Source organism: Mesorhizobium sp. M1027, assembly GCF_040318745.1.
Classification (GTDB): Bacteria; Pseudomonadota; Alphaproteobacteria; order Rhizobiales; family Rhizobiaceae; genus Mesorhizobium.
In genome coordinates this window covers 1-24,412 of sequence record NZ_JAMYMW010000010.1, presented here as the reverse complement: position 1 = coordinate 24,412, position 24,412 = coordinate 1, and the positions used below count along the sequence as shown (strand labels likewise).

The window sequence follows — 24,412 nt, the reverse complement described above, 5'->3', positions numbered from 1 at the left end:
CTCAGTCGCGGGCGAAGGCGCCGCGGAACGCGACGGCGGCGAAGACAAAGCTGGCGATGGCATTCCAGCCCGCCAGCGACAGGCCGAGGATGCGGAGCGCCGCCTTGTCGCAGGAAGGCGGGACAAATTTGTCGAGCGCGTCGAGCACGCCCTTGCCGCCGGTGTCCACCGGCCCTGCGGCTGCGGTGCAATCGGTCGGGCCTGGCCACCACGCCCATTCGACGCCGGAGTGATAAACGCCGAGATAGACGCCGTAGAGCATCAGCAGGCCGCCAATGGCCAGCAGGCCACGGCTTACCCAGGCTGGTGCCCGAAGCGCCGACGCAAGCACCGCCAGCAGCATCAAGGGCACGCCGACGTAATAAGGCGTGCGCTGCTCGAGGCAGAGCTTGCAGGGGATGTAGCCGCCAACATACTGGAAGGCCAGCGCCGAGCCGACCGTGGCGGCCATGGCGACGGCGAGAAACAGGGCGGTGCGCAGCCGCTGGCGTCCGGTATCGGCATTCACGGTCGCTGTCATCGGGCTCAGTCCGTTCGGTTCGATGCCGTTCAGACGGCGTATTTGACGACGATATAGAGCAAAATCAGGGCAGCGGCGGCGGCGCCCGCAATCTGGCCAAGGCGCTTTTCGATGAAGTGGCGGATCGGCTCGCCATAGCGGCGCAACAGCCACGCGAGAAACAGGAAGCGAGCACCGCGCGCCACGATTGCCAGCACGATGAACAGCAGCAAAGGAACACCGATGACGCCCGACAGGATCGTCACTACCTTGATCGGCGGCAGATGGGCGAGGCCGGAGGTGACCAGCATCAGGATGATGAAGCCGACACCCGATGAGACGCGCATCGCTTCGAACTCGTCATATTTGCCATAAAATTCGAGGATCGGCCGCGCCACCGCATCATAGGCATAATGGCCGATGAACCAGCCGGCGATGCCGCCGAGCACCGAGGCGACGGTGGCGACCAGCGCGTAACGATAGGCGCGATCCGGCCGCGACAGCGCCATCGGCAGATAGAGGACGTCGGCCGGCACCAGGAACACCGAACTCTCGACGAAGGCGATGAAGGCCAGCCACCATTCGGCGGATTTGCTCGCCGCCAGAGACAAGGTCCAGTCGTAAAGTCCGCGAAGCATCGGCACTCCTAATGCACGCCCAAACCAGAACCGGTCTTGGGATCACGACATGTACAAACAAGACTTGGAAGCGCCCCGCATCACCCTCGTCGGACAAGGTGCGCTTCAATGACATGCGCCGCCTGTCTAGAAAGATTTTCCGCGCTGCACAATGGCAGCTGCTTCACGAAATCGAAAGGCTGAGGCTTGAGCGAGCCCAGATGTCGGGATTTGGCCAGTTGACGAACAGGCCTCCAACCGTATAGTCCGCGCCATCCAGGCCGTCCGGCCTGAGCCCCTATGGCGGAATTGGTAGACGCGCTCGACTCAAAATCGAGTTCCGCAAGGAGTGCTGGTTCGATCCCGGCTAGGGGCACCATTTCCTAAATCCCCACGCTATTTCGTATTAAACCCAATGGCGTGGCTGGGATTGTCCTCCGATGCGCTCGACGGCGGCCGATGATCGCATCTTGCTGCTGCCGCAAGCTGCTCAACCGGGCGTTCCTCACCACACGCAATCTGACGTGCCGCGGTCTCGGTCATTGCGAGGGATGCGCCGCCAACGTCCGCGGTCAGCACCGGTATAGCCGAACCGGACAGTCCACCAAGGCCGGCGACGAGAAACGCGAAAAGACGCCGCCGCATACTCGATCGCTGTCCGACGGACGTGTTTCCTCCCGCGAACTATCCACCAGACCCGAGCCCCGGATGCAACCTGGAGAAGTGAGCTATACGGTAACGTTGTGGCACAACGCGAAACGGCTTCGTCTGGATCGTGCTGCGGCCTCGCCCCGCCGCCACGCCTAGAGCGGTTCATCGTTTCACGGAAAGGCCGAACCGCTCTATCCCTTTGTTTCTGCACAATTCCGGACGGAAAACCGTTCTACAACTTTCCTGGAATTGCTCTAGCGGAGGACCGCCACGACGTCGCCGACGTCGGCCTGTTTGCCATTGCCGGCGCGGCGCAATTGCACCTCGACGGGCTTGCCGTCGGATTGGTCGCAGTAGACGATGGGTCCGGGCCGCACCCATTTGTCGCCCCACTCGGTCAGCGCGATAATGACCGTTTTGAATTCCAGCCCCTTCCGGGTCAGGACGTAGTCGGCCTGCTCGCCGGCGGCACCCGGGCGACGGTCCATCAGGCCGGCCTCGACGAAATCCTCGAGGCGCTTGGCCAGGATGTTGGTGGCGATCCCCAGGCTCTTCTGGAATTGCGAAAAGCGCGTGCAGCCGCCGAATATCGCGTCGCGCAGGATCAACAGGCTCCAGCGCTCGCCGACCAGCTCCAGGGCGCGTGAGGCCGAGCAGTTTTGTTTTTCATAGAGACGACCAAGCATGGTGTGAACATACCCTATTGACTTGCATCATGCAAGTATGCATTGTGCTTGCATGATGCAAGCGACAGAGGTCGAGAGAGTGTCGCTCCACTTCATCGCCCGAGATTTCGGGTGTCCATCAACCAATCAGATCCAGACAGGAGATATGTTATGAAAAAGGAAGAAGATTACACGACGTCATTCGTCGTTAAGCAAAGCCCCGCAGAGGTTTTTGCCGCGGTTGTCAATCCGCGAGCCTGGTGGTCGGAAGATATAGATGGCGATACCAATAAGCTCGGTACGATATTCTACTATCATTTCAAGGATATCCACCGCGGCACATTCAAGGTCACGGAGCTTGTGCCCGGCAAGAAGGTCGTCTGGCACGTCGTCCAGAACTACTTCAACTTCGTCAAGGATGCGACCGAGTGGACCGGCACGGACGTGGTCTTCGAGATCGCGCCGACCGAAAAGGGGACCGAGCTGCGTTTCACCCATGTCGGGCTGAAGCCGAGTGAAGAATGCTACGATGTCTGCCATGACTCCTGGCGCTTCTATGTCGGGAGTCTTCGCGACCTGATTTCGACGGGCAAGGGGCAACCCAACAAGGGCGAAGAGAACGCCAACCCAACGGTTGTGCCGCAAAACGAGGACCTCGGCGCCGCCGAGCGCAAGGCGGCAGGCGATGGCGCCGGGATGATCGTCATGACGACGGCAGCGGCGAAGCCCGGCATCGAAAGCAAGGTGCGGAATGCCCTGCGGGACGTGGCGGGGGCGGCCCGCAAGCAAAGCGGGTGCATCGACTATAGCGTCTTTCGCTCGGAGGCAGAGCCCCATGTTACCATCTGCGTCGAGCGCTGGGCATCGAAGCAGGAGCGCGACGCTTTTCTACGCTCGGCGGACGCTAAGAATTTCGTTTCGGCCATAACCGGCGCCTTCCTGGAGCGGCCTTCGCCGATCTCCTACACGACGTTGGAGGTCGGATCCTAGTTGCAAGCGTTCGCCCGGCGACGGCGCCGGCTGCCCTGGAGCAATGCAACGGGGGAGACGGCGTCCAAGCGCGGGAACAGAAAACCATAGCCTACTTGCATGATGCAAGAACGAATGGCTTGCATTTATGCAAGAGGAGGAGAGATCGCCGTGCCGAAATTGATGGAAGTCACAAACAAGGCCGTTCTCGTGACCGGGGCCAATCGCGGCCTCGGCAAGGCGCTGGTCGAGGAAATATTGAGGCGGGGTGCCAAGCGCGTCTATGCCGGCGCGCGCAAACCGCTCGCCCACGCGGATCGGCGCGTCACGCCGCTGATCCTGGACGTGACCGATGCGGTGCAGATTGGTGCGGCTGTCGAGCGGATCGAGGCTCTCGACATCCTCATCAACAACGCCGGCATCGGGCTCTACGACGATCTTGGCGATCGTACTGCGCTCGAGCGACACCTCGCCGTCAACCTGCTCGGCGTGCATGGCGTTACCCACGCATTCCTGCCGCTGCTCACACGTTCGCGCGGCGCCGTGGTCAATATCCTGTCGGAAGCGGCTCTCGTTCCCTTCCCGATTATTCCGTCTTACTCACTATCGAAGGCCGCCGCGTTCTCCATGACGCAATCGCTGCGTGCTCTCGCCGGCGCTCGTGGCGTGAGCGTTCATGCAGTCCTGTCCGGTCCCATTGACACCGACATGAGCAGAGACGCCGATATACCGAAGAGCTCCGCGGAGAGCGTCGCGAAAGGCATCCTGGACGGCATGGCGCGAGGGGAAGAGGAAATCTTCCCTGATCCAAAATCGGCATCCATGGCCGAGAGCTGGCGCGGCAGCGCGTTCAAAGCGCTCGAACGCCAGATGGCGGCTTTCGTCCAAGCCATGCCCACCAAGCCATAGGCGACCGCCGCCATCGATACGCTGCCAGCATTCGCAATTCAGCGCCCCACAGTGGAGCGGAACATCATGCTGTTGAACGCAACTTCCCCGGTTTTCACCAGCGGATCACGATGACTTTCCCGGTCCCGTTGGCGAGTTCGACAGCTTCGGTGCCATCCGGTTTGCGGCTTTGGATTCTGGCGCTCTCGACAGCTTCAACGCCAACAACGTTGACTGCAAAGGCTTCATCGATTTCGGCGGCACAGACCAAGGTGTCCGGCGGCAGGTCCTTTACTTGATCCAACAATTCGCGAAGCTTCATGGTCGAATCTCCTTGGCGATAGCAGGAATGAGCAGCACGCTTTCGCCGCACATTCGGAACCATGTCCCTTGAGAAAGGTTCCCGATGAGGTGGAGATGCCGGAGAATGGGACGAGCGCGGCGATCCGCCCGTCGCGATGATGTGAGCGCGCCGTGCGAAGCATCTGTCTCAAATCCCTGTCCCTAATGCTGCCGGCGCAATTCCTTGTTGATCATGCCGCCCATCGCTAGACCGACCGCCATCACCGCAAAAGTCGCCGCGATAGATCGCTTCGGCAGCACCGTCTCCCAACCTGGCGTCAACCGCTTCGGCACGAAGCCATAATCTGTTGCCGCGGCAATGGCCGCTGCCGCCAACGCATCGCCACATATCAGAAGCGACGGGCGCGGCGGCCTCGAGGCGAGCCATGGTTCGAAAAGGAATGCCCAGAAGATGGAGGAAGCGTGATGCGTGCCATAGCCGACGAGCGTGTGCGCCACGTCACCGCGCCGCACGGACGCCGCCTGTTCGCCGTAGAGCCAGTGGCTGGTCGCATTCGTGGGCTGCAGGGCGCCTTTGCCTTCCCGCCTTGCAAGCAGGGCCAGCGCAGCTGTCGTGGCGAAGCTGACGATCGTACCCGAAACGGCTGCGGACAATCCTGTCTGGATCAGGCTTTTCACTTGGTCCTCCGTCGTTCGCGGTCGGCTCCTTGGAACGCCTTTTGTCAACCCGCGGCAGGGTCGAGTCGTGATTGCCAAACGGCGAAACGAGTCCGAAGGTTCCGGGAACGGGCTTTTGGTTGGACGTTATCCCAGGAGCGTCCTCTGGGATAACGCCTTTGAGGTCCGGCTGCCTTTCCTGGTAGGCTCGGATCGTAGCCTGAGCCGCTGTTACATCGGCCCCGGCACCATCTTGGTTGGCTGCTCCGGCATCGGAAACGGATAGTTGTCGCATTTCACGTCCGGGTTCGTCGGGCTGAACATTCCGAGCGGGTTGTCCTTGAACAGCCAGGCGTGAAGGTCGTAGTGGTGGAACTCCTTCGGGATGAGCGGATAATGCCCCTCCATCGGCCCCTGGAATGTCTGGCCGAAGAGCTTCGGCGGCTCCTTTGTGTCCGGCGTCAAGGGCACGAGCCATTCCGCGCCGACCAGGCGCAATTCGCCGCCGACCGGCTCATAGATCAGCACATTGGGGCGCGTCGGATCCGCCGTCGGGCCGACAGTCGTGACGTTGACGAAATGGATGCCCATCGCGCCCTTCGGGTAGTCCATCGCCCCCTCTACCTTTTCGCCGCTGTAGAAGACGCATCCTACCGTCGATAGATAAAGCTCGCGAATGGCAACCTTGTAGTCTTCATACCTGGACAGCGATTTACGCAGGGCATCGATCTCGGCTTTGTCGGGTTCGGCCGCCCGAGGAGTGGCGGCGTTCAGACACGCGCCAATGAGACCTGCCAAGGTGAGGATACCGACACGCCTGAGGTGAGTTGTTTTCATCATGCATTCCTCCCAGATTTTTTTCTTCTGGCCGTGCAGGACCGAGGCGGCAGTGATGCTGGACGCGCGGCCGTAATTGATCGCCTCATCCCGGTTGGGACTGCGTCGATGCTAATCCTTTCCGCTGATCGGGAGAATTAACCCTGACGACCTAGGCCCGAGAGAGCCGACGGCGCAGAGACGGACGGTCGGGTCCACTTTGGACGCCATGCACTAGCGCCGGCGCAGCAGGCTCCTCATCCGGTTGCGCAGCAGGCGGGCCATGTTGCGGGTCTCGCGGTAGAGGTGAAGCTGCGATGCCGCCTGGCGGGCAGGGCGATCGGCATCCGGCGTCAGCCCGATGACCAGCGTGCCCATCGGCCTGCGCTCCGTCCACAGCCGGCTCATCACCGGATGGTCGGGCACGGCGCAGGAATCGGTCATCATGATGTTGGGGTCGTCGAGATGCTGCCTGGTCACCTCGATCATCAGCAGCGTACCCGGCGAATAGGCAGCGAGCGTCTCGTCGTAGGCGGTCTTCCAGGTGTAGCCGACGCCGGCCTCGACGAAGACGACCAGGCAGGCGATGGTGCGGCCGTCGAGCGTCAGCGAATGGATGCGGCAAAGATCCTGCTCGGCCAGCCGGTGCACCGCCTCGCGGGCGAAGGCGGCGCGGTAGCGGTCGATGGCCATGGCGGTGCGCTCGCGGCCTTTCCAGCCAGCGGCCTCCAATGTCAGGAAATTCTCGATGGCATGGCGGATCTCGTCCGGCCCGCGCGCCACCACATGCTCCAGCCGGCCGAGGTCGGCGAGGCGGCGCTTCAGGCGGCGGAACTCGCGATAATGGTGGGCGCGCAGCGAAGCTTTCAGATATTCCTCGCCGTCGAGTGCGCTTTCGAGCACCGGGCGGTCGGCCTTGCCGGTGGTGACCAGCGTCAGGCCGCGCGTTTCGGCGACGCTGGCGAGCAGGCTGGCCACCGGGCCGTCCAGCCTTATGTCGGGCAGCACGAAGACTTTCGGCAGCTTGAGATGCGGCCGCGACAGCATCGAGAAGAAATCCTCGATGACACCGATCGGATCGTCGCGGTCGACCAGCGGCGTGCCGATCGGGCCGAACGGGCTCGACCAGGTGCGCATGACTGGAATCCCGAGCGGCACCGCCGGCCGCTCGACCGAGAACGGCACCAGCAGGCGCAGCCGGTTGCGAAACTGGTCGCCGTCGCGGATGACGGCCAGCCGCACCTCACGGTCCTCCAGCCTCGGCATGGCCGGCGCCAGGAAGCGCGGGTTGAAGAAGACGTTGGGCTCGATTGTGCGGGTGCAGAGATAGTCGAGCTCCTCGACCAGGTCGAAGCAAGCGGAGGCTGGATAGATGGCGAGCTTGCGCTCGGGCCGGTGGTTGGCGAGGATCTCGATATGGGCGGGATCGGCCTCGCGGGCGAGCCCGGCAAGACCGGACACCATGGCGCCGGCCGGGCCGCCGCTGGTTTCCTCGAGCAGGGGGACGGCAGCCATCAGGCGGCTCCTTTGGCTGATACGAAAACGACCATGACGATGCCGAGCTTGCGCCAGACCGTGAAGGACAGCGCGCCGGCCTCGAAGATCATGGCGAAGACGGTGGCCATCGCCGCGCCCCACAGGCCGAAGAGCGGGATCAGCACGACGCTCAGCGCGATGTTGAAGGCCAGCGTCAGGGCGTAGACCGCGGCACAGATGTTCTGGTTGCCGCTCATGGTGAGCAGGCTTTCACAAGGGCCGACGGCGGCCCGCGCGACGACGCCGAACACCAGCAGGAACAGCAGCGGATAGCCGGCGGAAAATTCGGGGCCGAACAAGGTCAGCATCGGCTCGCCCAGCGCCAGCACCAGCAGCGCCATCGCCAGCGACGGCCAGAAGGTCCACGACACCGTCTCGCGGGCAAAGGCGGCGAGCTTTTGCGGCTCGCCATGGGTGAACTGGGCATAGCGCTGGGCGACGCCGGCCTTGACGGCGAAATAGACGAAATGCACCAGCGCCAGCGTCTTGACCGTGGCGAAATAGACGGCGACGTCGTTGGGATCGAGGTAGGCGCCGACCATCAGCACGTCGGCATTGGTGAGCAGGAAGAAAAAGCTCTCGACCAGGAAGATCGGCAGCGAGACGATGAACCATTGGCCGAAATGCAATTTCATCGGCCCGGCCGGGAACCTTCTGTCCATGCGTGACGTCACGCCGATGAGCTGACCGAGCGTGGTGGCGTAGGTGGCCGCGATCGCGGCGAAGATCGCAGTCGTGGCGTCGGGCGCGTAGCCCACCAGCAGCATCAGCGCCATGAAGGCCAGGATCAGCAGCGGCCGCACCAGAAAGGTCGGCGACAGCGCAAACAGCGCCCAGGAATTGGCCCGCGCCAGCCCTTGCAGAAGGTCGGACATGGCGATCATCGGCAGGCAGATGATGCCGAGGATGAACGGCACGACATAATAGTCTTCGATAAAGGCCGACAGCAGCCAGACGGCGAGCGCGCCGAGGCCGGCGATCGCGGTGGAGGCAACCAGCACGAACAGCCGGCTGGCCCGCACAATGCCGCGCAATTCGGCCATCATGCCGCGCGCGCGATATTCGGGGATGAAGCGGATGACCGAGGTGTGGAAGCCGAGGCAGGCGAGATTGCCGACGATAACCATCGTCACCCAGACGAGGACGAAAATGCCATATTCGAACGAGCCCATCCAGCGCGCCATCAGGACCTGGCTGACGAAGGCGATGACGGCGCTGACGATGCGGACCGAAAAGGCGATCAGCGACATGCGGCCGGCCTCGCCGCGCTCGCCGGTGGTGAACAGCACGGCATCGATCAGGCCGAGCAGCGGCCTTATGCGCAGCGCAAGGCGCTGCGGCAGGAACCGCCCGGCTGTCGTCGCCGCGGAAAAGCGCACCCAATACTCTCCGTTTTCCGCCAATTTACAGGGGCTTGGTGTAGCGGAGACACATTAAGAAACGGTTGGGTGGGCTTCCTTCGCCCTGTCGCTATACGGGGAGAAGGTGCCGGCAGGCGGATGAGGGCGGCGCGGGCTGCTTCATATTCATCATTCGCGCAACCCTTCAACCTGCTCGGGAGTGTCTCAGTTTGAAATCCGCGGAAACGCCTATCCCGTTTGCCCCATATGCGAAAACGCCTATATGCTTAGCGGAACGCACGGCAGCAACAATGGTCTACACTGTCATCTGGTATGGAAGGCAGGGCATCGTCGACAAGGTGATCTTCGACGACGAGAAGACCGCGAAAGATCATGCAACCTCCATGTTTCAAACCCGAAAGGGTGACGATGGAATCGTGTCCGTTGAAGTTCGTAAGGACAACGGCGCTGTCGTCTTTAGCCATGCCGAGAACTATAGGAATGCCAACCGGACCTAAAGGCCAGAAGCGTCCTGCCGACGTGATCGGCAATGCCGCCCGCGTCATGCGTATTGCTACAGGCGAGGAATCCGATGACGTGGTTGACGACGGTAAAGACCTGCCGCGAAAGCGCTGGGCGCGAAGGGCGGCACGAAGCGGGCCGAGAATATGACGCCAGAGCGTCGCCCTAAGATCGCCAAAAAGGCTGAGCGGCCCCCTCTGGCCTGCCGGCCATCTCCCCCTCAGGTGGGGAGATTGGCTAATTGCCAACGCCTCCGCCGCCCCTCATTCGCCCTTCGGACACCTTCTCCCCGTGAACGGGGCGAAGCAAAGCAATGCCTTACGCAAACGCCCCGTGGCAATGCTTGTACTTTTTCCCTGACCCACAGGGGCAGGCTTCGTTGCGGCCGATCTTGCCCCAGGTCGCCGGGTTCTTCGGGTCGCGGTCTTCGGGGGCGACGATTGCATTGGTCTCCTGGCGGACCAGCACGGCCGTCTCGCCGCCTTCGAAGTCGTCTTCGCCGGTCGAGCCGTCGATATGGCTGCCGAACATGTCGGGCGCCTCTGGCGGCGGCGCTTCCGCCGCCTGGCGGACCAGCTCGACGCGCATCAGCTGCGCCGTTACCGCCTGGCGCAGATTGCCCAGCATCGCCTGGAACAGCTCGAACGCCTCGCTCTTGTACTCCTGCAGCGGATCGCGCTGGGCGTAGCCGCGGAAGCCGACGACCGAGCGCAGATGGTCGAGATTGACGATGTGCTCGCGCCACAGATGGTCGAGCGTCTGCAGCACCACGGAGCGCTCGACATAGGTCATCACGTCGGGGCCGAAGCGCTCGGCGCGCTCCTTGGCGGCAGCATCGGCGGCCTGGCTGATGCGCTCGCGGATGTCGTCCTCGGCAATGCCTTCTTCCTTGACCCAGTCTTCTACCGGCAGGTCGAGGTTGAGGAATTCGGCGATCTCGGCCTTGAGCCCGGCGACGTTCCACTGCTCGGCATAGGCGTTTTCGGGAATGTTCTTGGCAACGATCTCCTCGATGACGCCTTCGCGCATCTCGGTGATCGTCTCGGACAGGCCTTCGCCGTCCATCAATTCGAGGCGCTGCTCGAACACCACCTTGCGCTGGTCGTTGGAGACGTCGTCATATTTCAACAGGTTCTTGCGGATGTCGAAGTTGCGCGCCTCGACCTTCTTCTGCGCCTTTTCCAGCGCCTTGTTGATCCAGGGATGGATGATCGCCTCGTCTTCCTTGAGGCCGAGCTTCTGCAGCATGCCGTCCATGCGCTCGGAACCGAAGATGCGCATCAGATCGTCCTGCAGCGACAGGAAGAACTTCGACCGCCCGGGATCGCCCTGACGGCCTGAGCGGCCGCGCAACTGGTTGTCGATGCGGCGCGATTCATGGCGTTCGGTGGCCAGCACATAGAGGCCGCCGGCGGCAAGCGCCTTTTCCTTCAGCCGGGCGATGTCGTCGCGGATTTCCTTTTCCCTAGCCTCGCGCTCGGGGCCGGCCGGCATGTCGCCAAGCTCCTCGGCGATGCGCATGTCGGCATTGCCGCCGAGCTGGATGTCGGTGCCGCGGCCGGCCATGTTGGTCGCGATGGTGATGGCGCCGGGTTTGCCGGCCTGGGCGACGATCGCCGCCTCGCGCTCGTGATGGCGGGCGTTCAGCACCTCGAAATCCTTGAAACCTTCCTTGCGCAGGCGCTCGGCCAGTTGCTCGGATTTCTCGATCGAGGTGGTGCCGACCAGGGTCGGCTGGCCCTTGGCGCGGGCTTCCTTGATCTCCTTGACGATCGCCTTGTATTTCTCCTCGACCGTCCGGTAGACCTCGTCGTCTTCGTCAATGCGGATGACCGGCAGGTTGGTCGGGATCTCGGTGACGTCGAGATTGTAGATGTTGGCGAATTCCTCGGCCTCGGTCAGCGCCGTGCCAGTCATGCCGGCGAGCTTCTTGTAGAGGCGGAAATAGTTCTGGAAGGTGACCGAGGCGAGCGTCTGGTTCTCCGGCTGGATCGCCACATGCTCTTTGGCCTCGAGCGCCTGGTGGAGGCCCTCCGAATAGCGGCGGCCGGGCATCATGCGGCCGGTGAACTCGTCGATGATGACGATCTCGCCGTTGCGGACAATATAGTCCTTGTCCTTCTGGAACAGCCGGTGCGCCTTCAGCGCGTTGTTGACGTGGTGGACGATGGCCACGTTCTCGACGTCATAGAGCGACTCGCCCTTGAGCAGGCCTGCATCGCGCAGCATGTTCTCCAGCTTCTCGGTGCCTTCCTCGGTGAAGATCGAGGTCTTCTGTTTCTCGTCGATCTCGTAGTCCTGCGGCTGCAGCCGGACGATGAAGGTATCGATGGTGTTGTACATCTCCGAACGGTCCTCGAGCGGACCGGAAATGATCAGCGGCGTGCGGGCTTCGTCGACCAGGATCGAATCGACCTCGTCGACAATGGCGTAGCTATGGCCGCGCTGCACCATCTGGGCGCGCTCGTATTTCATGTTGTCGCGCAGATAGTCGAAGCCGAGCTCGTTGTTTGTGGCGTAGGTGACGTCGGCGGCGTAGGCGACGCGACGCTCCTCGTCGGACAGGCCATGGACGATGACGCCGACCTTGAGGCCGAGGAATTTGTAGACGCGGCCCATCCATTCGGAGTCGCGCGTGGCCAGATAATCGTTGACGGTAACGACATGGACGCCATTGCCGGCGAGCGCGTTGAGATAGACCGGCAGCGTCGCCACCAGCGTCTTGCCTTCACCGGTCCGCATCTCGGCAATACCGCCATTGTGCAGCACCATGCCGCCGATCAGCTGCACGTCGAACGGGCGCATGCCGAGCACGCGGCGGGCGGCCTCGCGCACGGTAGCGAAGGCCGGCACCAGAAGGTCGTCGAGGCTGGCGCCGTTGGCGATGTCCTGGCGGAATTTGTCGGTGCGGGCCTGAAGCTCGGCGTCGGAGAGCGCCCGCATCTCGTTTTCCATGGCATTGATCGCCTCGACGCGGGGCCGGGTCGATTTGACCCGACGATCGTTGGAGGAGCCGAAAACCTTACGGGCGAGACCGCCGAGACTGACCATCCAATGGCCCTTTCGATAGCATTCCAAGTCGTTGCGACGGGCGCCGGCTGGCCCCATCAAATCCACGTGAACGCGGACAAACGCAAAAAGCGCCCGGAAAACGGTTCTGGACGCAAAGTCGTTGGACAGATAAGAGGGGGCTCATTCGATGTCAACGCCGCGCTCGCCCTGTCGACCGCGCCAAATTCCGCCACAATCCTGCTGGTCTGGAAGCCATTCCGCTCTAGCTACCCCGCTTTGGAGATAATCGTAATGTCCTTGTTGTTCCGCCGTGCGTCGCTCGCCAGCCTTGGTCTGGCATTCGGCCTGTCGGCCCTCTCGCTGTCGCCGCTGATGGCACAGGAAGCCGCCCCTGCCCAGCCGGCAGCACCCGCCCCGGCGGCCAAGCCGGTCGATCCGAACGCCGTGGTCGCCACCATCAACGGCCAGACGCTGACCGAGGCAGACCTTGGGCTTGCCGAGGGCGAACTGTCGCAGCAGTTCGCGCAGCTTCCGCCCGAGCAGCGCCGCGCCGCGGCACTGTCGGCGGCGATTGAAATCCGCGTCATGGCGGCTCAGGCGGTGACCACCGGCCTCGACAAGGATCCCGACTTCCAGCGCCGCATGGCCTTCCTGCAGCAGCGCGCGCTGCATGGCGAAATGGTCGAGAAGGGCGTCATCGACAAGGTTACCGATGCCGAGGTCCGCGCCCGCTACGACCAGGAAATCGCCAACACGCCGCCCACCAACGAGGTGCACGCCCGTCACATCCTCGTGAAGACGAAGGAAGAGGCCGACGCCATCATCAAGCAGCTCGACGGCGGCGCCGACTTCCAGAAACTCGCCAACGAGCACACCAGCGATCCGAGCGGCAAGACCAGCGGCGGCGATCTCGGCTGGTTCGGACCTGGCCAGATGGTGCCGGAGTTCGACAAGGCGGCGTTTGCGCTGGCGGTCGGCAAATACACCGAGCAGCCGGTGCAGTCGCAGTTCGGCTGGCATGTCATCAAGGTTGAGGACAAGCGCACCAAGCAGCCGCCGGCGTTCGACCAGGTCAAGGACCAGGCGCGCCAGGCGGTCATCCGCGACAAGTATTTCGCGCTGGTCAAGTCGCTGCGTGCCAACGCCAAGATCGACATCCCCGATGCGAACCTGAAGAAGACGGTCGACGCGTTGGAAAGCGCCAAATAAGCCAGATTGGGCTACGACAGGGCGCGCTGCCGCCCTGTCGCTTCTATTTGGTAGGGCGAGCGAGGATGCGTCGACGCCGCCGCCGGACCGCCGTGGCGTCGCCGGCATCCTCAGCGACGATGCCCTTCAAGATATAGCCGACCGCCCTGCGTAAGATCGCCTCGTCCTCGTCCAGGCGGTCTGTCAGAAGGTGCGCCCAGGCAAACGACGCGACCAGGTCGGCGACGACAGTGGCATCGACATCGGCTGCCACCTCTCCCCTTGCCTTGGCGCGTTCGACCATCTGGCCTGTGTGGATGCGACGCCCTCTCGCGTATTCGGCAAGGGCGGCGGCGGCTTTTTCGTCCGACTGCGCCTCGGCGATCAGCGATCTGAACACGCTGCCCGACGATGTGTCGCGCCAGTGCGCGAACAAGCTCTTCAGGAAGCCGACGAGATCCTCCGCAAGGCTCCCCGTATCGGGATTGTCGACGCGCTTTTGCCGCTGGTAAACGTCGAGCAGCAAGGCGGCCTTGCTTGGCCACCAGCGATAGATCGTCGGTTTTCCGGCGCGTGCGCGGCGCGCCACCGCCTCGATCGAGAAGCCGGAATAGCCGGCTTCGACCAGCACCGCCTCGGCGGCATCGAGAATGGCATCGGCGCTTTCGGGGCTGCGCCGTGCGCCGGCTGACCTGCGTCCGGGATCGGTGATTTCGCCCATTTCTTTGTCCTTACCCCCGATTTCAGCAGCCATCATATACAACTCTTGACGAAACGGAACGATCCGTTTTATACGAAACGAAACGTTCCGTAACGATAAGAGAACAGCAATGACTTCGGCCGTCGCCACACGTTTTTCGCGCCTGCGCTTCGCCCTGCTGGTGCTGCTCGGCGTCTATCCGCTGATCACTGCCATTTTGTACGTGGTTTTTCTGCTGACACAGGAATGGCAGATCTGGCAGCGTACGCTGGTCATCGCGCCGCTGATGGTCTCGATCATGATCTGGGGACTGATTCCGGGCGTGCAGCGGATGTTTCGTGGCTTCCTCAACCCGACCGTCCGGTGACGGTCATTCCAGCGCTTGCGACGTTTCCGACGCAACGCGCCATTCGCCGTCGGCCAGAACGAGTTCCAGCGTCACCCGCGCCTTGCCGGTCAGGCGCTGCGCCGATTTGTTTTTCGGCACATAGTCGTAGTTCATGGCGAAAACCACGTCGGCACGATCCTTGCCGTGCGGCGTCACCTCGAGGCTGCCGGGCTCGAGACCGAACGACCACGACGCCCATTGCGCGAACCAGTCGGTCTTGACCTTGACGATGGCCTCGCTGTCGTAACGCGTGCCGTAGATGGTGGCCGACGAACCGTAAAGCCGCTTGACGGTTTCGCGCATTCTCCTGGCATCAGGCGCCAGATAGTTTTCGCGCAAGAATTTTTCGATGGCACCCTCGTCGCCGACGGAGCGTCCGAGCGCAGCCACCTGCGACGCGGGAGCCGGGCTGACGGCCGGTTTCGGTTGCTGGGCAGTGTCTCCGCCCGGAACGAATTCGAAACGCTCGAGCAGCGACCCCTGCTCCCAGGGACGCTGCGCCTCGCGCGTTGCGGAAACGACGTCGCGGCGCACCGCGATCATCATGTCGTTGATGCTTTGTCCGGGCTCGGCCATGTGCCGCAAAAGCGCCGCGGCGAAGGGCGAGTTGCGCCCCGTCCCGTCCATTGCGACGGCGCCAGGCGCCGTCGAGAAGGCGATGAAGGAGCCGCGTGTCGACTCGAACTGGGCAAGGCCGGCGAGAGCCGTCGCCGAGCGCGTCGTGGCGCTGCGGCTGAGACTTCGGGCAAACGGGTTTTTGCGGCAGGCATCGAGGAAGACCAGGCTGACCTTGGTCTGCTGCTCCATGATGTCGAGAACCTCGTCGATCGGCACCGCCTCGAGTTGCAGCTTGACCGGTATGTCCAGCCTGGCGTCGACCGGCACGATGAAGTTGCGCCCGTCGACCTGCAGGCCGTGGCCGGCATAGTAGAACAACCCGGCACCGGCACCTTGCAGCGCATCGGAGAATTCGCCGATCTTGCGTTCGAGCTCGCGCTTGCCGAGATCGTTGCCTTCGATCACCTCGAAACCGATGGCGCGCAGCTTGTCGGCGATGTCGAGCGCATCGTTGACGGGATTGGCCAGCGTGCCGGCTTCGGCGTAGCTGCCGTTGCCGACCACAAGCGCGACGCGCCGCGCCGTCTGCGCATCGGCGCGCAGCAGCAGAAAGCCCAGAAACGCCAGTGCCAAGACCACAAGCCTGCCCATGGGGCAGGATCATAGCGCTATCGGTCGCAGCGACGCCAACAAATTTGCAACAGCCTGCTTGCTGCATGAGGCGGTGTCAGGCTTCCGGCACCCGTAACGGCTGTGAAACGCCTTGCGCCAGCGCGTGCTATCGGGCAAACCGGCGTTCCTTTCGCGATTTTTCCCGCCCGGGGTCTTCCATGTCCACACAGGTTTCGCCGCTCGCGCCGAAGAAATATCCCAAGATGCCGGTGATCGAGGGCGCGCGCATCGCCACCGCCGAGGCCGGCATAAAATACAAGAACCGCACCGACTTGCTGGCCATGGTGTTCGACGCCGGCACCACCGTCGCCGGCGTGTTCACCAGGTCGAAATGCCCTTCGGCGCCGGTCGATTTCTGCCGGCAGAACCTCGTGGCTGGCAAGGCACGCGTGCTGGTGGTCAATTCCGGCAATGCCAATGCCTTTACCGGCCAGAAGGGCCGCGCCTCGACGGCACTCACGGGCGAGGTGGCGGCGAAAGCGGCCGACTGCACAGCGGGCGAGGTGTTCCTGGCCTCGACCGGCGTGATCGGCGAGCCGCTCGACGCCGGCAAGTTCAGCCATCTGCTGGCCGGTCTGGTCAAGGACGGCAAGCCGGAATTGTGGACCGAAGCCGCCAAGGCGATCATGACCACCGACACCTATCCCAAACTGGCGACCGCGACGGTCAAGCTCGGCGATGCCGACGTCACCATCAACGGTATCGCCAAGGGCGCCGGGATGATCGCGCCCGACATGGCGACGATGCTTTCCTTCATCGCCACCGATGCGCCGATCGCAGCACCCGTGCTGCAGGACCTCCTGTCGCGCGGTACGGCCAAGACCTTCAACGCGGTTACCGTCGATAGTGACACCTCGACCAGCGACACGCTGCTGATGTTCGCCACGGGTGCTGCCGCCAGGCGCGGCGCGCCGGCAATTTCCGACCCCAAGGATGCGCGCCTCGGCGCCTTTCGCCGTGCCCTCGGCAAGGTGCTGAAATCGCTGGCACTGCAGGTGGTGCGCGACGGCGAGGGCGCCCGCAAGCAGGTCGAGGTCACCGTCACCGGGGCCAAATCGGCCCGCTCGGCCAAGCGCATCGCGCTGTCGATCGCCAATTCGCCGCTGGTCAAGACGGCAGTCGCCGGCGAGGACGCCAATTGGGGCCGCGTCGTCATGGCCGTCGGCAAGGCCGGCGAACCGGCCGACCGCGACCTTCTGTCGATCTGGTTCGGCGACAACCGCCTGGCCTATCAGGGCGAGCGCGACGCCGCCTATTCCGAGGAGGCGACTTCGGCGTATATGAAGCGCGACGAGATCCGCATCCGCGCCGATATCGGCATCGGCCGCGGCAAGGCGACGGTGTGGACCTGCGATCTCACCAAGGAATATGTCGCCATAAACGGCGATTATCGGAGCTGATGGCGTTGGCTTCCAGACATCCGGCAAGCGTGTTGGCGATCGTGCGCCGCTATGAGGCGGCCGGCTTTCGCGCCTGGCCGGCGGCCGCCGTCCATTATGACGGCACCTGGGTGGTGCGGCTGACGGCCGGCCATCCGGCCAAGCGGCTGAATTCGGTCAATCCGCTCGATCCGGGCGACATCCAGCACATTGCCGAGCGCATCGGTCGCGCCAGCCGTCGGTTCGACGCCTATGGCAGGCCGCTGACCTTTCGCATCTCGCCGCTGTCGGGGCCGGATCTCTCAAAGTACCTCGACGGCGAGGGCTGGAGCATATTCGCGGAGTCGCTGGTCATGCGGCTGCCGCTGGCGGACGCTATGCTCGACGACGCCATGGACCAGATTCCGTTGAGGGACATCAGCCGTTTCATCGGCGCGGCGCTCAAGGTGAGCGGTTCGGATGTGTCGCTGCGGCCCGGCCTGTCGGAGATCATCGGCGCCATCCAGCCGGAGGCCGGGCTGTTTGCGCTGGAGGCCGGCAGCGAGCCGCTGGCAACGTTGATCTGCGTGCATGACGGCGACCTTGCCGGCCTGTTCGAGATCGCCACCGACAGGTCGGTGCGCAACCAGGGCCATGGCCGCCATCTCATCCGGTCGGCGCTGAAATGGGCGCGGCTGCGCGGGGCGCGGGAAGCCTGGCTGCAGGTCGAGGCGGACAACGCGCCGGCGCTGGCGCTCTACCGTTCGCTCGGATTCGACGAAGTCTATCGCTATCGCTATCGCCGGCCACCCGGCGCATGAGCGGCTTGGATACGGTCGGCAAACGCCTGCTCCTGGTCGCGGCCTGCGCGCTGGTCGATGCCGACGGGCGCGTGCTTTTGGCGCAGCGGCCCGAAGGCAAGCAACTCGCCGGCCTGTGGGAGTTTCCGGGCGGCAAGGTCGAGCCCGGTGAGACGCCGGAACAATGCCTGATCCGCGAATTGTACGAGGAGATCGGCATCGAAACCGACATCCCTTGCCTGGCGCCACTCACCTTCGCCAGCCATTCCTACGATGATTTTCACCTGCTGATGCCGCTGTTCGTCTGCCGTCGATTCCGCGGCATTGCCCAGCCGAAGGAAGGCCAGGTGCTGAAATGGGTGCGGCCGCGCCAGATGCGCGATTTTCCAATGCCGCCGGCCGATGCCCCGCTGATCCAGTTCCTCATCGATCTGCTGTAACGGCCGACCTGCCGTAAATCGGGCAGCGCCGCAACGCGCCGGCAGCAGCGTTAATGAAAGATTTATCTGACCGTGAAAAATTGACGCTAGGCGGTTTCGCCGATTCCACCGCTGGGGAGCGATTTGCATGAGCCTTGAAAAGGACTGGGACTCGCCTTGGCCCGACCGCCTTCCTGGCGCCGCCAATGCCGGCATGGGAATATTGCGCATCGCCCTCTTGTTCGGCTCGGCCGCGGTGGCTCTGGCCTTGATCGCGACGCCCTACCTCGACAGCCGGACCCGCTCGCAATTTGCCCGCGACGGGCTTGATACGATGAGCACCGGCTCGATCGGCCAGCGCGATAGCTATACGCTACGCAAGAGCGTGCTGCAGCCGCTGCCCAGTTCGGTCTGCGTTATACGGGCCGATGGCAGAAGCAGCGGCGACTGCTGACTCCTCAACAGATCTCCAGGATTCGGCTGTTTCCTAGAATGCAGCCGGTTCACCGCGCGTTAAGCCTGTCGCATTAACCTTTCTTAACGGGTCGGCGCTAGGTTCGGGCAAGAGGGATGGCGCCCATGAAAATCTTGCTGCAACGATTTTTAGAAGACGAGAGGGGTGCGACGGCTATCGAATATGGTTTGATCGTCGCCGTGCTGTCGCTTGCCATTGTCGCTGGTATTGGCCAGGCTGCCGGCGCCATCCAGTGGTTGTTCAGCGACAATAGCAGCAAGCTTGCCAACGCTTTTGCACAGTGACCCGCTTAGCTTTTGCGTGGGATACGCTTAGCTTTTGCGCAAGGATCCGCTCAGGGGCCGCCGGGGTTTTCCAGGATTGTCTTCAGCGATATTTTTGCGGAGCCCGGCTTCAGCGGCTTTTGCTGAGAGGCATCGGGCGCCCAGCCTGACATCCAGACCACCGAGAAACTCGCCCTGACGCGGCCATCGGCATCCGAAAACCGCTCCGCATAGATTTCGGCGGCGCGCGCGAACAGCGCTCGAGTGCCCGGCCGCCTGCTGCGGTCGACAAGCGCGCTGGTCTCGCCCATGGCGCGCAGGTCGGCGACCAGGCCAAACAGGGAATCGTAGCGCACCGTGATCGTCTCGACGTCGGCAACCGGCAGTGCCAGGCCGGCGCGCTGCAGCAGCGCGCCGGCGTCGCGGACGTCGGTGAACGGGATCACACGCGGGCTGGCGCCGCCATAGAGTTCGGTCTCGGCGGCAAGCAGGCTTTCGCGCAGTTCGGAGAGCGTGCCTGTGCCGGCGAAGGCGCCGAGGAAAAGCCCGTCCGGCTTCAGCGCCCGGCGGATCTGCACCAGCATGCCGGGAATGTCGTTCATCGCCTGCAGCGACAGCAGCGAGACTGCGAGGTCGAGGCTTTCCGGTTCGAATGGCACGGTTTCCAACGGCGCTACCACTCCTGGCTGGCCGGCCAGGAAAGCGGCGTCGGCCTCGACGCGCACGTTTTCCGTCACCTTGCCGCTTTCAGCGAGCACCTCTGCTGCTGCCGGCGTCTGGCAAAACAATGAGGCCGTCTTGCCGAACCTGCGTTCGACGGCGTCGAGCCGGTCGGCAAGATCCTCGGCCGCCCGCCGCATGAGGAAATCCGCGCCGGCGATGGGACGGGCCAGTGCCCGGCGCTTGCGCGCCAGCCAGAGCGAGGTGTCGATTACAGGCTGCAATGGGCAGGTCCTTGTGCTTCGCTCTCTGATATAGTGATGCGAAGGACCAACCACGTGGCCGATCCCATGCCAGAGATCAAGCGTATTGCGATCAAGAGCATTGCCCGCAAGGCATTGGGCTGGCCAGCGCGCCTCTTGTTCCCGCCGGTCTGCGCCGGCTGCCGCCGCCATGTCTCGCAGCCCGGCGTGTTGTGCGGCGCCTGCTGGCCGAAACTCAGGCTGCTGGAACGGCCGTGGTGCCCGGTGATGGGCACGCCGTTCACCCACAGTATGGGTGAGGGTTTCCTGTCGGCGGAGGCGATAGCCGACCCGCCGCCGTTCGAACGCGCGCGGGCGGCGGTTGCCTATTCCGGCGTTGCCCGCCAGATGGTGCAAGGGCTGAAATACCAGGACCGCACCGATCTGGCGCCGTGGATGGCGCGCTGGATGCTTCGCGCCGGTGCCGAGCTCATCGCCGAGGCCGACGTGGTCGTGCCGGTGCCGCTGCACTGGCGGCGTTTCTTCCGACGGCAGTTCAACCAGTCCTCGGAACTGGCGCGGGCGGTGGCGCAGCTCGGGGAGCGGCCTTTCGCGCCATCAGCCATCAAGCGCGTCAAACTCACGCGCCAGCAAGTCGGGCTGGAGCGGCGGGAACGCGAGGAAAATGTTCGCGCCGCATTCAAAGTGCCTGATGAGGCGGAGATCGAAATCGCCGGCCGCCGGGTGCTGCTGATCGACGATGTCTACACCACCGGCGCCACCGTCCGCGCGGTTGCCAGGGCATTGACGAAGGGCGGTGCCGGCGCGGTCGACGTACTGACCTTCGCGCGCGTGCTGCCGGGGGACTTTCGGGCCGACGAATCGGCGCCTATATAGCCTATATGACAGCAGAACGAGGCAGGATTGCTGACCGATGGTCGATGTGACGATCTACACGCGGATGATGTGCGGCTATTGCACCGCGGCCAAACGGCTGCTCGACAGGAAGGGCGTCGCCTATACCGAGCACGACGCCTCCTTCTCGCCGGAACTGCGCCAGGAAATGATTTCCCGGGCCCATGGCCGTTCCACTTTTCCGCAGATATTCATCGGCGACACGCATGTCGGCGGCTCTGACGATCTCCACGAATTGGAGGCGGAAGGACGGCTGGACGGATTGCTCGCCAACGGCTCGACCAGGTAAGGACATGACGATGGGTGCTTTCAAGACCGGGGGTGCTTTCAAGGCAGCGGCGATCCAGATGCGTTCGGGAACCAGTCCGGAGCGCAATGCGGTCGATCTGGAACGGCTGGTCCGCGAGGCGGCAGGTCTTGGCGCGTCCTATGTCCAGACGCCGGAAATGACCGGCGCGCTGATCCGCGACAGCCAAGCGCGGGCCGCTTCCTTCACCTCCGAAGACAAGGACATCGTCGTCTCGACGTCGCGGAGGCTGGCCAAGGAGCTCGGCATCTTCCTGCATATCGGCTCGACCGCCATTCTGCGCGCCGACGGCAAGCTTGCCAACCGCGCCCTTCTGTTCGGGCCGGACGGTGCCACGATTGCCACCTACGACAAGATCCACATGTTCGATGTCGATCTCGACAATGGCGAGAGCTGGCGCGAATCCGCCGCCTATGAGCCTGGCACCGAGGCCGTCGTCGCCGAAATCAATGGCGTGAAGCTCGGCTTTGCCGTCTGCTACGATCTACGCTTTCCGCAGCTGTTCCGTGCCGAGGCGCTGGCCGGCGCCAATCTGCTTTCGGTGCCCGCCGCCTTCACCCGCCAGACCGGCGAAGCGCATTGGCATGTGCTGCTCAGGGCGCGCGCCATCGAGAACGGCGCCTATGTGGTTGCCGCGGCGCAAGGCGGCGTGCACGAGGACGGCCGCGAAACCTATGGCCATTCGCTGATCGTCGATCCCTGGGGCCGCATCGTCGCCGAGGCGGCGCATGACGAGCCGGCGGTGATTGTCGCCGAGATCGACCCGGTGCAGTCAGTCGCCGCGCGCAAGAAGATACCGAATCTCAAAAACGCACGCGATTTTGCCGTAAACGCCGGTTCGGCGGAGGCAATGCCGCTCAGGGGTGCCGCCTCTTGATCCGCTTTTCCCTGATCTGCGAACACGAGCACGAATTCGAGGCCTGGTTCCGCAGCAACGACGATTTCGACACACAGAAGAGGCGCGGTTTCATCGATTGCCCGGCCTGCGGCTCGCACAAGGTCGAGAAGGCGCTGATGGCGCCTGCCGTCTCGACCGGGCGCGGCCAGGAGAAGATCGCGCTGGCCATGGGCGAGGCACAAAAGCAGGCGCTGGCGCAGCTCAAGGCGCTTGCCGAGAAGGTGCGCGAGAACGCCGATTATGTTGGCGACAAATTTGCCGAGGAAGCGCGCAAGATCCATTTTGGCGAGAGCGATCCGCGCGGCATTTATGGCGAGGCGACGCTGGAGGAGGCCAAGAGCCTCGCCGAGGATGGCGTCGAATTCTTGCCTATTCCAAGTTTCCCCGACGACCGCAACTGATCGGTCAACTTGCTCCGGACATCAGGAGGCATCTCTGCGCGCCGTGAGGGGTCGGGGCGGCGCCGAGGGGCGGCGATGCCGCGACCCCTGCATAAGCGTCCGCAGTTTCAGGCCGAGCAGCAAGGATGGGGCTCGCGGGCAATCGTTTCGCTGCTTCTTTCATGCCCACTGCCTGACGGGCTTGCTTCACTTGACGGACTTGCTTCCGCATAGGCTGCAAACTGGCGCTCAAGCGCCTTGACCGCACTGCTGCGCCAGCCCTCCGCCACGGATTCCGACATGGGATCGGGGAAGATCTCTTCCTCGCCATTCTCCACGCCGTCCAGGATCGCCCGCGCGACAGACTCCGGAGAAGCCTTCGCGATGTCCAGGCCCCGTGTCATGTCCGTGTCCACCGGGCCGGGAAGGACCCTGTGGACGCTGACACCCCGTCCGGCCAGGAGCGTGCGCAACGACTGCGACAGCGAGAACGAGGCCGCCTTGGAGATCGAGTAAGCCGGACTGAACGGCACGGCGGCAATCGAGGCCAGCGACAGAATGTTGACGATGGCTCCCCGCGACCGGGCCAGCAACGGCAGCAGAGCCTGGGTAACGTCGTACGAGCCGAAGAGGTTTACGGCGAGCTGTTGTTCGAGCACACGACGGTCGCTGAGGTCATCGAAGGGCGATACGCCGGCGTTGTTGATGAGGATATCGAGAGCATCGATCTTCTCGACGGCCTCCCGGATCTGCGCAACGTCGGTCACATCCATGGTCAGGGACGTCACACGCCGGTCCGGGTGGGCCATGGATTGGCGAGTTGCGGCATAGACGCGCTTTACGCCTCTGCTCAGGGCTTCCTCGACCAGTGCCCGACCGATGCCCCGATTGGCGCCAGTCACCAGGATGGCTGTACCTTCGATCTTCACTGCGTCTCTCCTAGTGCTTATCGTTGCGTTCGAGCCCAGTGCACAATCTAGCCGCGACTCAAGGTTGGCGCGCCGCAACTCAGGTTGGCTACAGTCGCCGTTGTCGATACGACTGGTTGGTGAGATGGACTTAGCGCCGGATGTCGAAGCCATGGGAGTGACAAGTGTGACGGGATTCCGATGGACTCGCTGATCACGGCCGCGGCGCATGCGCTTGCGGCGGGCGATCCGCTCGGCGCCTTGAAGCGGGTTGCGCTGCGCGACGATGCGCCGGCACTGGCGTTGCGCGGTATCGCAATGGCGCAGCTTGGCGACCTGGTTCGGGCGAAGGTTCTTCTAAAAAGGGCGGCACACGCATTCAGCCCGAGGGAGGCCGTGGCCCGCGCGAGGTGTATAGTCGCCGAGGCCGAGATCGCGCTCGTCTCGCGGGACCTCGCCTGGCCGGCCAAGACACTCGACGCCGCGCGGGCGACGCTTGAAAGGCATGGCGACCGCGTCAATGCCGCACATGCGCGCAACCTCGAAGTCCGGCGCTTGCTGCTGATCGGCCATCTCGACGAAGCCGAGCGCAGGCTGGACGGCTTCGATCCCTCGCCGCTGCCGCCGGCATCGCGGGCCGCCCACGAGCTGGCTGTCGCCGGCATCGCCATCCGCCGCTTGCGGACCGGTCCTGGGCGGGCCCCCCCCCGGCCGGGGGGGCCGGGGGGCGGGGGGGGCGGGGCACCCCCCCGGGGGGGGCGGGGGGGGGGCGGGCGGGGGGGGGGGGGGGCGGGGGGGCGGGGGGG

General features: G+C 63.9%; 27 protein-coding genes, 1 tRNA gene and 1 pseudogene. 16 read left to right on the top strand and 13 right to left on the bottom strand.

Annotation, left to right across the window (positions count from 1 at the left end; genetic code table 11):
* Position 1 precedes the first annotated feature (1 nt).
* Both NKH50_RS19730 and NKH50_RS19725 read right to left on the bottom strand, forming a co-directional pair.
* A complete protein-coding gene (locus NKH50_RS19730) occupies positions 2 to 520 on the bottom strand; it encodes a disulfide bond formation protein B (RefSeq protein WP_352880574.1) in 519 nt (172 codons plus the stop codon).
* Positions 521 to 549: 29 nt separating this feature from the next.
* Positions 550 to 1,137 carry a YqaA family protein gene (locus NKH50_RS19725; RefSeq protein WP_023677958.1) on the bottom strand — a complete coding sequence of 196 codons (588 nt, stop codon included), beginning with the start codon at positions 1,135 to 1,137 and terminating at the stop codon, positions 550 to 552.
* Between the two features lie 273 nt (positions 1,138 to 1,410).
* Between NKH50_RS19725 and NKH50_RS19720 the strand changes: the two genes are divergently transcribed.
* Positions 1,411 to 1,495 (top strand) — tRNA-Leu (locus NKH50_RS19720).
* 526 nt (positions 1,496 to 2,021) lie between these two features.
* On the opposite strand, the gene NKH50_RS19715 is transcribed toward NKH50_RS19720, so the two are convergent.
* A complete protein-coding gene (locus tag NKH50_RS19715) occupies positions 2,022 to 2,453 on the bottom strand; it encodes a winged helix-turn-helix transcriptional regulator (protein WP_352880572.1) in 432 nt (143 codons plus the stop codon).
* A 150-nt stretch (positions 2,454 to 2,603) separates the two neighbouring features.
* Here NKH50_RS19715 and NKH50_RS19710 point away from each other — a divergent pair, with 150 nt between their 5' ends.
* Together NKH50_RS19710 and NKH50_RS19705 are read left to right on the top strand one after the other, a co-directional pair.
* Positions 2,604 to 3,422, top strand: a complete 819-nt coding sequence (locus tag NKH50_RS19710) for an antibiotic biosynthesis monooxygenase (RefSeq protein ID WP_352880570.1) — start codon at positions 2,604 to 2,606, stop codon at positions 3,420 to 3,422.
* A 150-nt stretch (positions 3,423 to 3,572) separates the two neighbouring features.
* Positions 3,573 to 4,310, top strand: a complete 738-nt coding sequence (locus tag NKH50_RS19705; RefSeq protein ID WP_352880568.1) for an SDR family NAD(P)-dependent oxidoreductase — start codon at positions 3,573 to 3,575, stop codon at positions 4,308 to 4,310.
* Positions 4,311 to 4,404: 94 nt separating this feature from the next.
* Here the strand turns inward: NKH50_RS19705 and NKH50_RS19700 are convergent, their stop codons facing one another.
* From NKH50_RS19700 to NKH50_RS19680, 5 genes are all read right to left on the bottom strand, one after another.
* Positions 4,405 to 4,611: a sugar phosphorylase gene (locus NKH50_RS19700; protein ID WP_352880566.1), complete on the bottom strand. Its 207-nt coding sequence runs from the start codon at positions 4,609 to 4,611 to the stop codon at positions 4,405 to 4,407.
* A gap of 182 nt (positions 4,612 to 4,793) precedes the next feature.
* Complete coding sequence (locus NKH50_RS19695; protein WP_352880564.1) at positions 4,794 to 5,270, bottom strand: hypothetical protein; 477 nt, start codon at positions 5,268 to 5,270, stop codon at positions 4,794 to 4,796.
* A gap of 210 nt (positions 5,271 to 5,480) precedes the next feature.
* A complete protein-coding gene (locus NKH50_RS19690; RefSeq protein ID WP_502897562.1) occupies positions 5,481 to 6,086 on the bottom strand; it encodes a hypothetical protein in 606 nt (201 codons plus the stop codon).
* 213 nt (positions 6,087 to 6,299) lie between these two features.
* Positions 6,300 to 7,580, bottom strand: a complete 1,281-nt coding sequence (locus tag NKH50_RS19685; protein ID WP_352880562.1) for a GNAT family N-acetyltransferase — start codon at positions 7,578 to 7,580, stop codon at positions 6,300 to 6,302.
* Positions 7,580 to 8,980, bottom strand: a complete 1,401-nt coding sequence (locus NKH50_RS19680; protein WP_352880560.1) for a lipopolysaccharide biosynthesis protein — start codon at positions 8,978 to 8,980, stop codon at positions 7,580 to 7,582. Before NKH50_RS19680 ends, NKH50_RS19685 begins: the two co-directional genes overlap by 1 nt.
* A gap of 272 nt (positions 8,981 to 9,252) precedes the next feature.
* Here NKH50_RS19680 and NKH50_RS19675 point away from each other — a divergent pair, with 272 nt between their 5' ends.
* On the top strand, positions 9,253 to 9,459 hold the full coding sequence (locus NKH50_RS19675) for a hypothetical protein (RefSeq protein ID WP_352880558.1): 207 nt from the start codon (positions 9,253 to 9,255) through the stop codon (positions 9,457 to 9,459).
* A 322-nt stretch (positions 9,460 to 9,781) separates the two neighbouring features.
* Here the strand turns inward: NKH50_RS19675 and secA are convergent, their stop codons facing one another.
* Positions 9,782 to 12,514: a preprotein translocase subunit SecA gene (gene secA, locus NKH50_RS19670; RefSeq protein WP_352880556.1), complete on the bottom strand. Its 2,733-nt coding sequence runs from the start codon at positions 12,512 to 12,514 to the stop codon at positions 9,782 to 9,784.
* Positions 12,515 to 12,766: 252 nt separating this feature from the next.
* Between secA and NKH50_RS19665 the strand changes: the two genes are divergently transcribed.
* Positions 12,767 to 13,684 carry a peptidylprolyl isomerase gene (locus NKH50_RS19665; protein WP_352880554.1) on the top strand — a complete coding sequence of 306 codons (918 nt, stop codon included), beginning with the start codon at positions 12,767 to 12,769 and terminating at the stop codon, positions 13,682 to 13,684.
* 43 nt (positions 13,685 to 13,727) lie between these two features.
* On the opposite strand, the gene NKH50_RS19660 is transcribed toward NKH50_RS19665, so the two are convergent.
* Entirely contained in the window at positions 13,728 to 14,384 is a 657-nt protein-coding gene (locus NKH50_RS19660; RefSeq protein ID WP_352880552.1) for a TetR/AcrR family transcriptional regulator, read from the bottom strand.
* Between the two features lie 109 nt (positions 14,385 to 14,493).
* Between NKH50_RS19660 and NKH50_RS19655 the strand changes: the two genes are divergently transcribed.
* Entirely contained in the window at positions 14,494 to 14,730 is a 237-nt protein-coding gene (locus tag NKH50_RS19655) for a putative antibiotic biosynthesis monooxygenase (protein WP_352737898.1), read from the top strand.
* A 3-nt stretch (positions 14,731 to 14,733) separates the two neighbouring features.
* Here NKH50_RS19655 and NKH50_RS19650 read toward each other — a convergent pair whose 3' ends face one another.
* Positions 14,734 to 15,960 (bottom strand): caspase family protein, encoded by a 1,227-nt coding sequence (locus NKH50_RS19650; protein WP_352880550.1) that lies wholly within the window; start codon positions 15,958 to 15,960, stop codon positions 14,734 to 14,736.
* A gap of 179 nt (positions 15,961 to 16,139) precedes the next feature.
* Between NKH50_RS19650 and argJ the strand changes: the two genes are divergently transcribed.
* From argJ to NKH50_RS19625, 5 genes are all read left to right on the top strand, one after another.
* Entirely contained in the window at positions 16,140 to 17,381 is a 1,242-nt protein-coding gene (gene argJ, locus NKH50_RS19645) for a bifunctional glutamate N-acetyltransferase/amino-acid acetyltransferase ArgJ (protein WP_352880548.1), read from the top strand.
* Positions 17,381 to 18,160: a GNAT family N-acetyltransferase gene (locus NKH50_RS19640; RefSeq protein ID WP_352704419.1), complete on the top strand. Its 780-nt coding sequence runs from the start codon at positions 17,381 to 17,383 to the stop codon at positions 18,158 to 18,160. The genes argJ and NKH50_RS19640 overlap by 1 nt, the downstream gene beginning before the upstream one ends.
* On the top strand, positions 18,157 to 18,579 hold the full coding sequence (locus tag NKH50_RS19635; protein ID WP_352491816.1) for a (deoxy)nucleoside triphosphate pyrophosphohydrolase: 423 nt from the start codon (positions 18,157 to 18,159) through the stop codon (positions 18,577 to 18,579). Before NKH50_RS19640 ends, NKH50_RS19635 begins: the two co-directional genes overlap by 4 nt.
* Before the next feature lie 127 nt (positions 18,580 to 18,706).
* Positions 18,707 to 19,012 carry a hypothetical protein gene (locus NKH50_RS19630; protein ID WP_023677980.1) on the top strand — a complete coding sequence of 102 codons (306 nt, stop codon included), beginning with the start codon at positions 18,707 to 18,709 and terminating at the stop codon, positions 19,010 to 19,012.
* 125 nt (positions 19,013 to 19,137) lie between these two features.
* Positions 19,138 to 19,317, top strand: coding sequence for a Flp family type IVb pilin (locus NKH50_RS19625; protein ID WP_352453066.1), 180 nt, complete (start codon positions 19,138 to 19,140; stop codon positions 19,315 to 19,317).
* A gap of 50 nt (positions 19,318 to 19,367) precedes the next feature.
* On the opposite strand, the gene NKH50_RS19620 is transcribed toward NKH50_RS19625, so the two are convergent.
* Entirely contained in the window at positions 19,368 to 20,240 is an 873-nt protein-coding gene (locus NKH50_RS19620) for a methyltransferase domain-containing protein (protein WP_352880545.1), read from the bottom strand.
* A gap of 54 nt (positions 20,241 to 20,294) precedes the next feature.
* Here NKH50_RS19620 and NKH50_RS19615 point away from each other — a divergent pair, with 54 nt between their 5' ends.
* From NKH50_RS19615 to NKH50_RS19600, 4 genes are read left to right on the top strand one after another with little or no spacing between them, the layout of a single operon-like run.
* Positions 20,295 to 21,095, top strand: coding sequence for a ComF family protein (locus tag NKH50_RS19615; RefSeq protein WP_352880543.1), 801 nt, complete (start codon positions 20,295 to 20,297; stop codon positions 21,093 to 21,095).
* A gap of 37 nt (positions 21,096 to 21,132) precedes the next feature.
* Positions 21,133 to 21,402 carry a glutaredoxin 3 gene (gene grxC, locus NKH50_RS19610; protein ID WP_254816699.1) on the top strand — a complete coding sequence of 90 codons (270 nt, stop codon included), beginning with the start codon at positions 21,133 to 21,135 and terminating at the stop codon, positions 21,400 to 21,402.
* A gap of 10 nt (positions 21,403 to 21,412) precedes the next feature.
* Positions 21,413 to 22,297, top strand: coding sequence for a carbon-nitrogen hydrolase family protein (locus NKH50_RS19605; protein WP_352649345.1), 885 nt, complete (start codon positions 21,413 to 21,415; stop codon positions 22,295 to 22,297).
* Positions 22,294 to 22,719 (top strand): DUF1178 family protein, encoded by a 426-nt coding sequence (locus NKH50_RS19600; protein WP_352691004.1) that lies wholly within the window; start codon positions 22,294 to 22,296, stop codon positions 22,717 to 22,719. The genes NKH50_RS19605 and NKH50_RS19600 overlap by 4 nt, the downstream gene beginning before the upstream one ends.
* Positions 22,720 to 22,826: 107 nt before the next feature.
* Here the strand turns inward: NKH50_RS19600 and NKH50_RS19595 are convergent, their stop codons facing one another.
* Positions 22,827 to 23,627: an SDR family NAD(P)-dependent oxidoreductase gene (locus NKH50_RS19595; RefSeq protein WP_352691002.1), complete on the bottom strand. Its 801-nt coding sequence runs from the start codon at positions 23,625 to 23,627 to the stop codon at positions 22,827 to 22,829.
* A 180-nt stretch (positions 23,628 to 23,807) separates the two neighbouring features.
* Between NKH50_RS19595 and NKH50_RS19590 the strand changes: the two are divergent.
* A pseudogene (locus NKH50_RS19590) lies at positions 23,808 to 24,412 on the top strand (helix-turn-helix domain-containing protein); the annotation flags it as partial.

Coding starts and splice junctions, on each gene's coding strand:
- NKH50_RS19730 (WP_352880574.1), bottom strand. CDS start 520: ATGACAGCGACCGTGAATGCCGATACCGGACGCCAGCGGCTGCGCACC.
- NKH50_RS19725 (WP_023677958.1), bottom strand. CDS start 1,137: ATGCTTCGCGGACTTTACGACTGGACCTTGTCTCTGGCGGCGAGCAAA.
- NKH50_RS19715 (WP_352880572.1), bottom strand. CDS start 2,453: ATGCTTGGTCGTCTCTATGAAAAACAAAACTGCTCGGCCTCACGCGCC.
- NKH50_RS19710 (WP_352880570.1), top strand. CDS start 2,604: ATGAAAAAGGAAGAAGATTACACGACGTCATTCGTCGTTAAGCAAAGC.
- NKH50_RS19700 (WP_352880566.1), bottom strand. CDS start 4,611: ATGAAGCTTCGCGAATTGTTGGATCAAGTAAAGGACCTGCCGCCGGAC.
- NKH50_RS19690 (WP_502897562.1), bottom strand. CDS start 6,086: ATGAAAACAACTCACCTCAGGCGTGTCGGTATCCTCACCTTGGCAGGT.
- NKH50_RS19685 (WP_352880562.1), bottom strand. CDS start 7,580: ATGGCTGCCGTCCCCCTGCTCGAGGAAACCAGCGGCGGCCCGGCCGGC.
- NKH50_RS19675 (WP_352880558.1), top strand. CDS start 9,253: ATGGTCTACACTGTCATCTGGTATGGAAGGCAGGGCATCGTCGACAAG.
- secA (WP_352880556.1), bottom strand. CDS start 12,514: ATGGTCAGTCTCGGCGGTCTCGCCCGTAAGGTTTTCGGCTCCTCCAAC.
- NKH50_RS19665 (WP_352880554.1), top strand. CDS start 12,767: ATGTCCTTGTTGTTCCGCCGTGCGTCGCTCGCCAGCCTTGGTCTGGCA.
- NKH50_RS19660 (WP_352880552.1), bottom strand. CDS start 14,384: ATGGGCGAAATCACCGATCCCGGACGCAGGTCAGCCGGCGCACGGCGC.
- NKH50_RS19655 (WP_352737898.1), top strand. CDS start 14,494: ATGACTTCGGCCGTCGCCACACGTTTTTCGCGCCTGCGCTTCGCCCTG.
- NKH50_RS19650 (WP_352880550.1), bottom strand. CDS start 15,960: ATGGGCAGGCTTGTGGTCTTGGCACTGGCGTTTCTGGGCTTTCTGCTG.
- argJ (WP_352880548.1), top strand. CDS start 16,140: ATGTCCACACAGGTTTCGCCGCTCGCGCCGAAGAAATATCCCAAGATG.
- NKH50_RS19640 (WP_352704419.1), top strand. CDS start 17,381: ATGGCGTTGGCTTCCAGACATCCGGCAAGCGTGTTGGCGATCGTGCGC.
- NKH50_RS19635 (WP_352491816.1), top strand. CDS start 18,157: ATGAGCGGCTTGGATACGGTCGGCAAACGCCTGCTCCTGGTCGCGGCC.
- NKH50_RS19630 (WP_023677980.1), top strand. CDS start 18,707: ATGAGCCTTGAAAAGGACTGGGACTCGCCTTGGCCCGACCGCCTTCCT.
- NKH50_RS19625 (WP_352453066.1), top strand. CDS start 19,138: ATGAAAATCTTGCTGCAACGATTTTTAGAAGACGAGAGGGGTGCGACG.
- grxC (WP_254816699.1), top strand. CDS start 21,133: ATGGTCGATGTGACGATCTACACGCGGATGATGTGCGGCTATTGCACC.
- NKH50_RS19605 (WP_352649345.1), top strand. CDS start 21,413: ATGGGTGCTTTCAAGACCGGGGGTGCTTTCAAGGCAGCGGCGATCCAG.